This is a genomic window from Microbacterium sp. CPCC 204701 (assembly GCF_004010105.1).
In the GTDB taxonomy this organism is placed as follows: Bacteria; Actinomycetota; Actinomycetes; order Actinomycetales; family Microbacteriaceae; genus Microbacterium.
This window is the reverse complement of the sequence record NZ_RRYE01000507.1, coordinates 1-1,762: the sequence shown is the minus strand read 5'-3', so window position 1 is coordinate 1,762 and position 1,762 is coordinate 1. Positions and strand designations below refer to the sequence as shown.

Annotated in this window: 2 protein-coding genes; both read left to right on the top strand. The window is 73.3% G+C overall.

Translation table 11 applies throughout. From position 1 onward, the window contains the following. Positions 1-1,367 (top strand): hypothetical protein (locus tag EIO58_RS17315; protein WP_240658978.1); only part of this gene is annotated, 1,367 nt, incomplete at its 5' end. Then, the coding region (locus tag EIO58_RS17310) for a DNA-3-methyladenine glycosylase (RefSeq protein ID WP_164861843.1) at positions 1,364-1,762 on the top strand (399 nt) is incomplete at its 3' end. The genes EIO58_RS17315 and EIO58_RS17310, both read left to right, overlap by 4 nt.

The window sequence follows — 1,762 nt, the reverse complement described above, 5'->3', positions numbered from 1 at the left end:
CGGGCGCCTTCGCGATCGTCATCGGCGCGCTCGCGGTGCTCGGTCTCGCGGGCGCGGCGGTGGGCGTCGCGCAGGGCCCCCGGGTCACCGACGCGAACGTGGATCCCGCCGCGGCGGCCGAGGCATCCGGTTCCCGTCTCATCCTCACCACCTCTCACGCGCTCGCCGAGGTCGACCCTTCGCAGGTCACCGTGACACCCGCGACGCCGTTCGAGGTCGACACGTCGGGGCGGAGCGTCGGCGTGCGCTTCACACTGCCGCTGTGGGACGACACCGAGTACACCGTCGAGATCGCCGATGTCGCCTCGCTCGGGGGCGGACCCACGGGGACGGTCACCGAGACGTTCCGCACCCCCGAGCTCGAGGCGTTCCTGCTGCAGCGCGGCACCGACGACGGCGACATGATCTACCGCACCGACCTCACCGGGCAGGCCGCGGTGCCCGTGTTCACGCATCCGCACATCGAGGACTTCCGCGCCACCTCGACCCATCTCGTCGCGTCGGTCCGCACCGAGAACGACCGCGCCGGGCTCATCGTCACCGACCTCGACGGCGAGAACCCGCGCGAGCTGCCGCTGCCGGGCAACGGGTACGTCTCGAACCTGCAGAGCGCCGACCGGGGCGAGCTCATCGGCTACACGTTCTCGGATGCCACGCTCACCGCCGACTCCGGCCGCGAGAGCCGGCTGTTCACGGCCTCGCTGAAGGATCCCGACGCCGAGCCCGCCGAGGTCGCCGTCGAGGGCGCCGACCCGCGCATCGCCGAGTGGCGGTTCGTGCCCGACACCGACAGCATCCTGCTCCTCTCCTTCGACGGCTCGCTGCTGCTGACCGGCTCGGCCGGCGAAGGCGCGACGGCACCGGGTGCGACGGCATTGGGCGCGGCGCTCGGCATCGACGGTATCGCCCGCGGGTCGAGCGAGGCCGTCGTCGACCGGCTCGAGCAGTCCGCGACGATCGACCTCACCGATGCGAGCGAAGCACCGCTCGTCGCGCCGGAGGTCGACCTCGGCGGCACGACGTCGGTGACCCCGCTGCCCGACGGATCGACGATCCGCGTCGCCGCGGTGCTCGAGGAGGGCGCCCCGACGGGCCGCACCTCCGTGGCCCTCGTCGCCCCGGACGGCGAGACCCGCATGCTCACCGAGATCGCGCAGACGGATGCCGTGCTGCAGGTGTGCGTGTCGCCCAGCGCCCGGTACGCCGCGGTGCTGGTGGCTCCGGATGCCGTCACCAACCCGTACGACACGTATCAGCTGCCGCTTCCTGAGCGGCCAGAGACCCGCATCCTCCGGATCGCCGACGGCGAGCCGGTGGTGGCCCTCGACGGCACGGCGATCTCGTGGTGCCAGGTGCCGTCGCTGTGACCCGCGGCGCGCGCGCCGGCGTGCGGCCGGCGACACGCGAGGACCTGGTCGGCCTCCCTTCGGAGGTCGCTCCACGGCTGCTCGGGGGCCGGCTCACCACGGTCGTGGACGGTGAGACGGTCGTCGTGCGCCTCACCGAGGTCGAGGCGTACCACGGCCTCGGCACGGGGCTCGTCGCCGACCCGGGCTCGCACGCGCGCATGGGGCAGACCGCCCGCAATGCCACCATGTGGGGCGAACCCGGTCACCTGTACGTGTACCTGAGCCACGGCATCCATTCCTGCGTGAACGTGGTGTGCGGTCCCGAGGGTGTCGCGGGCGGTGTGCTGCTGCGCGCCGGCGAGGTGGTCGAGGGGACGGATGCCGCGACCCGGCGTCGCCCCGCCGCGCGCTCG